Below are 7504 nucleotides of genomic sequence, written 5' to 3'. Positions count from 1 at the left end.
GCGCTCGTCGACGCCGGCGTGCTGCTCGACGCCCGCGCCGCCGAGCGCTACGCGGGCGAGGTCGAGCCCGTCGACCCGCGCGCAGGGCACGTGCCCGGGGCGGTGAGCGCGCCGACCGCGGAGAACCTCGGACCGGACGGGCGGTTCCTGCCGGCGGACGCGCTCGCGGCCCGGTTCGCGGCGCTCGGCGTGCCGGTGGCGGCCGGTTCCGGCGCGGGTGCCGACGGGGACGCGGCGGGTGCCGGGCCGGGCGTCGGCGTGTACTGCGGGTCGGGCGTCACGGCCGCGCACGAGGTCGCCGCGCTGGCGACGCTGGGCGTCGACGCCGCGCTGTACCCGGGGTCGTGGTCGCAGTGGGCGCACGACGCGGACCGGCCGGTGGCCGTCGGGCGCTGAGCGCGGGACGGCCGCCGTGCGGCTCAGGCCGTCCGCGCGACCTCGTCCCACTCGAGCCGCGGCGCGCGCGCGTGGTGCGTGCCCGCGCCGCCGGGCCAGCCGACGTTGAGCACCATGAGGCTGCGCCAGCCGGTGCCTGCCAGCAGGTCGTCGTCCACGCCCGCCTTGTCGAAGCCGCCCATCGGCCCGACGCCGAGGCCGGCGGCGCGCAGGCCGACGACGAGGTAGCCGGCCTGCAGCCAGGCGTTCTCGCGGGCGGTGCGCTCGGCGCCGTCCGCGTCGGCCGCGAAGACGTCGGCGAGGTGCGGGGCGTGCGGCGTGAGGCGGCCCATGTGGCGGTGGAACTCCGGGTCGGCCGCGACCACGACGGTCAGCGGGGCGGCGAGGACGCGCTCGCGGTTGCCCTCCGACATGTGCGCCGCCAGGCGGGCGCGCGCCTCGGGGCTGCGCACGAGCAGCAGGCGCAGCGGCACGGTGTTGAGGGCCGTCGGGCCCCAGCGGACGACGTCGTGGACCTCGCGGACGAGCGCGTCGGGGACGTCGCGGTCGAGGAACCGCCCGACGCTGCGGGCGTCGCGGAACAGCCGGTCGGCGACGCGGTCGTCGATCCCCGTGCGGTCGGGGTCGAGGGCGGTGAGGTCGTCGACGAGTTCGGTGCTGGTCATGGTCCGCTCAACCATCGATGCGTTCGCATCGATGTCCGCGGGTCGCGTGAGGCTGCTCACGCCCGCCCGGGCACGTGCCGCCCGCGCGTGCGGGACGCCGTCCGCGGGCGCCTATCCTGGTGCGCGTGAGCGAGCCCCTCGTCCTCGGGATCGAGACGTCCTGCGACGAGACCGGCGTCGCCCTCGTGCGCGGGTACGACCTGCTGGTCGACGCCGTCGCCAGCTCGGTCGACGAGCACGCGCGGTTCGGCGGGATCATCCCCGAGATCGCCTCGCGCGCCCACCTCGAGGCGATGGTGCCGACGATCGAGCGGGCGCTGTCGACCGCGGGCGTGACCCTCGCCGACGTGGACGCGGTCGCGGTGACCGCGGGGCCCGGGCTGGTCGGCCCGCTGACGATCGGCGCGGCCGCCGCGAAGGCGCTCGCCGTCGGCCTGGACAAGCCTCTCTACGGCGTCAACCACGTCATCGGGCACGCCGTCGTCGACGAGCTCGTCGACGGCGCGTTCCCCGAGCGCGTGCTCGCGCTCGTCGTCTCCGGCGGGCACTCGTCGCTGCTGCGGATCGACGACACCGTGCACGTCACGGAGCTCGGCTCGACGCTCGACGACGCGGCGGGGGAGGCGTTCGACAAGGTCGGCCGCCTGCTCGGCCTGCCGTACCCGGGCGGCCCGCACATCGACCGCCTCGCCCGCGAGGGCGACCCGGAGGCCATCCGCTTCCCGCGCGGCCTGACCGCGCCCAAGGACCAGGCGAAGCACGCGACCGACTTCTCCTTCTCGGGGCTCAAGACGGCGGTGGCCCGGTGGGTCGAGGCGCGGCAGGACGCCGGCGAGGACGTCCCGCTGCCCGACGTCGCCGCCTCGTTCGCGGCCGCCGTCGCGGACGTCCTCACCGCCAAGACGATCGCCGCGTGCCGCCGCGAGGGCGTCGACACGCTCGTCGTCGGCGGCGGGTTCTCCGCGAACTCCCAGCTGCGCGACATGGCCGCGCAGCGGTGCGCCGAGGCCGGCATCACGCTGCGGATCCCGCCGATCCGCTACTGCACGGACAACGGCGCGATGATCGCGGCGCTCGGGTCGGCCGTCGTGCGCCGGGGCATGCCCGCGTCTCCCCTGGACCTGCCGGTCGACTCGACGATGCCGCTGACGCAGGTCCTCGTCTGAGCGGTCGCCCGTCGCGCGCCGGCCCGTGCGGTGGCGTGGCGGGGCGTCGGCGTGCGCGGCGTCCGGGCAGCCGTCCTGCGGTGCTCCCGACGCCCGTCCGTCCCCGGGGGGAGGGCAGCGGAGCGGCCGTCGTGCGGTCGGGGGACGTCGCGGGCGGCGTACGGCTCCTACCGTCGCGACCGTGACCCCGTCCCGCCCCGAGATCCCCGCCGTGTGGGTGCTCGTCCCGCTGCTCCTCGTCGCGGTCCCCGCGGTGCTGCGGCGGTTGCGGGCCCGCGCCCCGCTCACGTGGCCGCGCGTGGCGACCGGCCTGCTGGCGTGCGCGTACGCCGCGTGCCTGGTCGACGCCGTGCTGCTGCCTCTCCCTGTCGGCCCTCGCCCGGGTGCCGGCGACCTGCCGTGGCACGCGTGGGTCAACCTGGTGCCGCTCGGGTCCGGCGACCCGGCCGGGCTGTGGCTCAACCTGGTGCTCTTCGTGCCGCTCGGAGTGCTGCTGCCGCTGCTGGTCCCCGGCCTGCGGACCCGCGGGGTCGTGCTCGCCGGTGCCCTCGTGAGCCTGGCGGTCGAGCTGGTCCAGCTCGTCGCCGGCCTGGCCGTCGGCGGGGGACGGGTGAGCGACGTCGACGACCTGCTGGCCAACACGCTGGGGGCGCTCGTGGGCGGCGTCCTGGTCCGCGGCGCCGTGCGGGTCTCGGCCCTGGCGCGCGTCGTGGCCGCGTGCACGTGGCCACCAGCGGCGGTAGCCGGTGCGGAGGGTGCGACGACCGCGGCGTGACCGTGGCCACCGGCGTCGCGCCCGCGGTCAGAGCGGGCGGCCCGCGCGCATCTCGGCGAGCAGGGAACGGACGACCGGCTCGAGCTCGCCCGCGTTCCGGCGGGCCACGGCCCGCTGCCGCTGGTACGACGCCCCGCGGCGGAGGATCACGCGTACCTGCTCGAGCTCCTCGGCGCAGCCGAGCCGCTCCGCGACCGGGGCGAGCGTGGTCAGCCACCCGCCGACCGAGTCGGTGACGAGCTCCTCGTCGCCCGCGGCGTCGGTGATGACGATCGCGTCCATGCCGTAGCGCGCCGAGCGCCACTTGTTCTCCTGCACGAACCACGGCGGCATGGCCGGCAGCTCCTCGCCCGCGTCGAGCAGCGACGAGAAGTGCTCGACGAAGCAGTGCGTCAGCGCCGAGATCGCCGTGACCTCGAGCAGGTTGGTCGCACCGTCGGCGATGCGCATCTCGAGCGTGCCGAAGCGGGGGGACGGGCGCACGTCCCAGCGGACCTCGTCGACCTGGTCGATCACGCCGGTGTGCATCATGTCGCCGACGTACTGCTCGAGCTCGTGCCAGGCGCGCAGCTGCGGCGGCAGCCCGGCGGTGGGCAGCTGCTGGAACAGCAGCGCACGGTTGGACGCGTACCCGGTGTCCTTGCCCGCCCAGAACGGCGACGACGCCGACAGGGACTGGATGTGCGGCAGGACGGTGAGCATCGCGCGCTGCAGCGGCAGGACCTTCGCGCGGTCCTCGATGCCGACGTGCACGTGCACGCCGTAGATCAGCATCTGCCGGCCCCACCACTGCGTGCGGTCGATGAGCGTCGCGTAGCGCTCCTTGTCGGTGACGCGCTGCGTCGCCCAGTTGGCGAACGGGTGCGTGCCGCCGCCCATGACCTCGATGCGCAGCGGCTCGGCCGCGGCCCCGACCTCGTCCAGGGCCCGCCGCAGGTCCGCGCCGGCCTCACCGACGGTGCGGCACTTGCCGGACGAGATCTCCACCGTGTTCATCAGCAGCTCGGACGTGATGTGCGGGTGGTCCGTGCCGTCGGCGGGACGCACGGCCTCGAAGATCGCCTGCGCGGCCTGCCGCAGGTCGCCCGAGTCGACGTCGACGAGCGCGACCTCCCACTCGATGCCGACGGTCGACCGCTCGGACCGCGCGAACGGCAGGGTGACCGGCGCCGCCATCAGACCGGCTCCACGACGAGCACGCGCTGCTGCCCGGCGACCCGGGTGAGCACGACCGTCCCCTCGGCGCCGCCGCGCAGGTCGAGCTGCTTGCGCAGCGTCTCCGGCACGACGGCCGTGCCGCGCTTCTTGATGGTCAGCCTGCCCACCTCGCGCTCCCGCAGGTACGTGCGCAGGCGCTTGAGGCCGAACGGCAGGTCGTCGAGGACGCGGTACGCCGTGGCGAGCGGGTCCGGGGTGAGGGCGTCGGCGGTCACGTAGGCGATGGTGGGGTCGACGAGGCGTCCGCGCACCCGCTGGGCGACCGTGCCGACCAGGCCGGCGCGGATCACGGCGCCGTCGGGCTCGTACAGGTAGGCGCCGACGCGCCCGACCGGGGGTGCGTCGTCCACGCCGTCGGGGTCGCCGCGCAGCGTGTGGGGCGTGCCGCCGCGCAGCACGAGGGCCGTGCGCCCGGGGCCGTCGGGCGCGAGCGGACCGAACCACAGGCCCACCTCGACGACCTCCCCGTCCACCGACACCCACTGGGCCTCCGCGTCGACCGGCAGGTCACGGTGCGCGATGCCGGGGCCCAGCTTGAGCCCGAGCGCCGGCACGGTGCCGCGGGCGGCGAGGACGTCGTCGAGCGGGGGCGCGTACGCGCGCGGGTCGAACACGCGCCGGCCCGTGCCGGTGCGCCGCGCCGGGTCGGCCCACACCCCGTCGACGCCCTCGGCGGCCAGGTCGAGCGCGAGCCCGTCGCCGTGGCGGACCTGCACCTCGGGGAACGCGCGCAGGTTCACGGTCGCGAGGGCGGCGGTCGTCTCGTCGACGTCCGTGGCCAGGACGCGCAGGCCGACGCCGGCGAGGGCCAGGGCGTCCGCGCCGAGCCCGCAGGTGAGGTCGGCGACGTACGTGCAGCCCGCGTCGCGGAACCGCCGGGCGTGGTGCGCGGCGACCTCGAGCCGTGTCGCCTGCTCGAGGCCCGCCTGCGTGAAGAGCATGCCGTCGGCGAAGTCGCCGAGCTTGCCGCGGGCCTTCGCGCGCAGCCGTGACTGCGTGAGCGCGGCCGCGACGAGGCCGGCGTCGAGCCCCTCCCGCTGCAGCCGCTCGGCGAGCGGCAGTGCCAGGCGCTCGTCGTAGGGCGGCAGCGCCTGCAGCAGCGCCCACCCCTCCGGGTGCAGGAGCTTGGCCAGCGCGGCGTCGTCCACGCGCCCAGCCTGCCACGCCGCGGCGCGGGCGGCGGGACGGCGGTCCGGGGAGCGCGGCGGGCACGTCGACGGCACGCCACGCTGGCACTCCGGTTGACCGAGTGCTAACGCGTTCCTAGAGTGAGGAACTGGCACTCTCCCTGGGAGTGTGCCAACCGTGCCAGTGGCCCCGGCACCCGCGACGACGGCGGCCCGACGGTACGGCGCAGACATTCGCTCACGAACAACTCATGCGAAGGGGAGGTCCGCCTGTGTCGGTCTCCATCAAGCCCCTCGAGGACCGCATCGTCGTCAAGACCCTCGAGGCCGAGACGACGACCGCGTCGGGTCTCGTGATCCCGGACAGCGCCAAGGAGAAGCCCCAGGAGGGCGAGGTCCTGGCGGTGGGCCCGGGTCGCATCGACGACAAGGGCAACCGCGTGCCGCTCGACGTGGCCGTCGGCGACAAGGTCATCTACTCGAAGTACGGCGGCACCGAGGTCAAGTACGCCGGCGAGGAGTTCCTCATCCTCTCCGCGCGCGACGTGCTCGCGATCGTCGGCTGACGCAGCGACGACACCGCCGGGCACCGGCCCGGTGACCACGAGAGCCCCCTCCCGTCCGCGGGAGGGGGCTCTCGTGCGTCCGCGCGGCCTCTCACGGCTCACGGCGTCGGACGCACGACCGCCGCGGCGGCGGGACGCACGACCGCCCCGGAGCCGACGCCGCTCGTCATCGAGCGACGCCCGCTCCGGGGCGGTCAGGTGGTGCGTGCCGGGCGGTGCCGGCGAGAGTCCGGGTCAGGCGGTGACGCGGCGGCCGGCGCGCTCGGCGAGGACGGCGGCGCGCTCGTCCTCGGAGAGGCCGCCCCACACGCCGTACGGCTCACGCACGGCCAGCGACTGCTCGCGGCACTCCTTGATCACGGGGCAGGTGGCGCAGATGGCCTTGGCGGCCTCCGCGCGCCGGCGGCGGGCCGAGCCGCGCTCGCCCTCCGGGTGGAAGAAGAGGTCCTGGTCGGCGTCGCGGCAGGCGCCGTCGAACTGCCACTCCCACAGGTCCATCACCGGTCCGGGCAGACGCGAGATCTCGGCCATGTGCTCCTCCTCGTACGTACGTCGTCCCGGCGGTGTGCCACCCGGACGGAAGCTGCTGGGTACGTGCCGCGGTAGGACCTAGGTCCCGGAGCCGCTGGCGCGTTCCTGCGATGTGCCGTAACCGTACAACCGCTTCAGAAGTTGTTCAAGACCCTCTTCTGAACTGATCTGCTGCAACGATTCTGAACGCGCGCCCGACAGGCGGGTCGTGCGTGCCCCCTCTTGTCTGCGCAGGTGATCGCGCGGTCGAGGGCCGGTCGATGCGGTTCGACGCCGTGGCGCGTTCCCCGCACCGAACCGCGCCACGTCCGCGCCGGCTGGCGCGATCGACCGCGTCGCGCCCGGACCGCGCCGCCGACTGGCAGAATCGCGCCATGGCCGAGCCGCAGGACCCGACGACGGGCCACCCGGAGTCGACGCCGGCTGGCTCCCCGGCGGGCGGCCCGCCCGTCGCGACCGGCACCGCGGCACCCGCGACGACCGGCACCCCGGCACCCGCGACGACCGGCACCGCGGCACCCGCGACGACCGGCACCGCGGTGCCCGACGCGGCCGGCGACCACGACGCCGCACCGACCGGCACGGCGACGGGCACGGCCCCCCTGACCGTCGCGGCCGTGGCGCGTCGGCTCGGGGTCGCGCCCGCCACCCTGCGCACGTGGGACCGCCGCTACGGGCTGGGCCCGTCCGAGCACTCCGCCGGCGCGCACCGCCGGTACACCGCGCGCGACCTCGAGCGGCTGCTGGTCATGCGTCGGCTCACGCTCGAGGGCGTCGCGCCCGGCGAGGCGGCGCGCCTGGCCCTGACGTCGGCGACGGAGCACACGGCGCCCGCGTCCCGCACGAGCACGGACGTCACGCGCCGGCTGCCGGGCGGGACGTCGTCGGCGGCCGAGGACGCCGTCGCGCGCACCCTCGACGACCGCGCCGGGGACGACCCCGCCGACGCCGGTCCGGCGCGCACGCCCGTCGAGCCGCGCACCGGCACGACGCCGAGCACGGCCGCGGCCGTCGTCGCCGTCGTCGACGCGGCGCTCGCCGGGCGGGCCGACCGCTGCGC

9 protein-coding genes are annotated in these 7504 nt (G+C 76.2%); 5 read left to right on the top strand and 4 right to left on the bottom strand.

The window, feature by feature from the left end; all coding sequences use genetic code 11:
* Nucleotides 1-396, top strand: a 396-nt coding sequence (locus AB6N23_RS16280; protein WP_412867039.1) for a sulfurtransferase, incomplete at its 5' end; no start/stop codon positions are given.
* A gap of 23 nt (nucleotides 397-419) precedes the next feature.
* Here AB6N23_RS16280 and AB6N23_RS16275 read toward each other — a convergent pair.
* A complete protein-coding gene (locus AB6N23_RS16275; RefSeq protein WP_412867038.1) occupies nucleotides 420-1061 on the bottom strand; it encodes a malonic semialdehyde reductase in 642 nt (213 codons plus the stop codon).
* 125 nt (nucleotides 1062-1186) lie between these two features.
* Between AB6N23_RS16275 and tsaD the strand changes: the two genes are divergently transcribed.
* Nucleotides 1187-2227: a tRNA (adenosine(37)-N6)-threonylcarbamoyltransferase complex transferase subunit TsaD gene (gene tsaD / locus AB6N23_RS16270; RefSeq protein WP_412867037.1), complete on the top strand. Its 1041-nt coding sequence runs from the start codon at nucleotides 1187-1189 to the stop codon at nucleotides 2225-2227.
* A 181-nt stretch (nucleotides 2228-2408) separates the two neighbouring features.
* Nucleotides 2409-3002: a VanZ family protein gene (locus AB6N23_RS16265; RefSeq protein WP_412867036.1), complete on the top strand. Its 594-nt coding sequence runs from the start codon at nucleotides 2409-2411 to the stop codon at nucleotides 3000-3002.
* A 27-nt stretch (nucleotides 3003-3029) separates the two neighbouring features.
* Here the strand turns inward: AB6N23_RS16265 and AB6N23_RS16260 are convergent, their stop codons facing one another.
* The gene (locus AB6N23_RS16260) at nucleotides 3030-4178 is read right to left on the bottom strand and encodes a glutamate--cysteine ligase (protein WP_412867035.1); all 1149 of its coding nucleotides are present in this window, start codon (nucleotides 4176-4178) and stop codon (nucleotides 3030-3032) included.
* Nucleotides 4178-5368, bottom strand: coding sequence for a class I SAM-dependent methyltransferase (locus AB6N23_RS16255; protein WP_378202504.1), 1191 nt, complete (start codon nucleotides 5366-5368; stop codon nucleotides 4178-4180). The genes AB6N23_RS16260 and AB6N23_RS16255 overlap by 1 nt, the downstream gene beginning before the upstream one ends.
* Nucleotides 5369-5619: 251 nt before the next feature.
* Between AB6N23_RS16255 and groES the strand changes: the two genes are divergently transcribed.
* The gene (groES, locus tag AB6N23_RS16250; protein ID WP_378202507.1) at nucleotides 5620-5913 is read left to right on the top strand and encodes a co-chaperone GroES; all 294 of its coding nucleotides are present in this window, start codon (nucleotides 5620-5622) and stop codon (nucleotides 5911-5913) included.
* A gap of 234 nt (nucleotides 5914-6147) precedes the next feature.
* On the opposite strand, the gene AB6N23_RS16245 is transcribed toward groES, so the two are convergent.
* Complete coding sequence (locus tag AB6N23_RS16245; RefSeq protein WP_412867034.1) at nucleotides 6148-6444, bottom strand: WhiB family transcriptional regulator; 297 nt, start codon at nucleotides 6442-6444, stop codon at nucleotides 6148-6150.
* Nucleotides 6445-6818: 374 nt separating this feature from the next.
* Here AB6N23_RS16245 and AB6N23_RS16240 point away from each other — a divergent pair.
* Nucleotides 6819-7504 (top strand): MerR family transcriptional regulator (locus AB6N23_RS16240; RefSeq protein ID WP_412867033.1); only part of this gene is annotated, 686 nt, incomplete at its 3' end.

Source organism: Cellulomonas pasadenensis, assembly GCF_047229365.1.
Taxonomy (GTDB): Bacteria; Actinomycetota; Actinomycetes; order Actinomycetales; family Cellulomonadaceae; genus Cellulomonas.
Note: the sequence above shows the minus strand (reverse complement) of the source record. Positions and strands in the feature narration are given on the sequence as shown.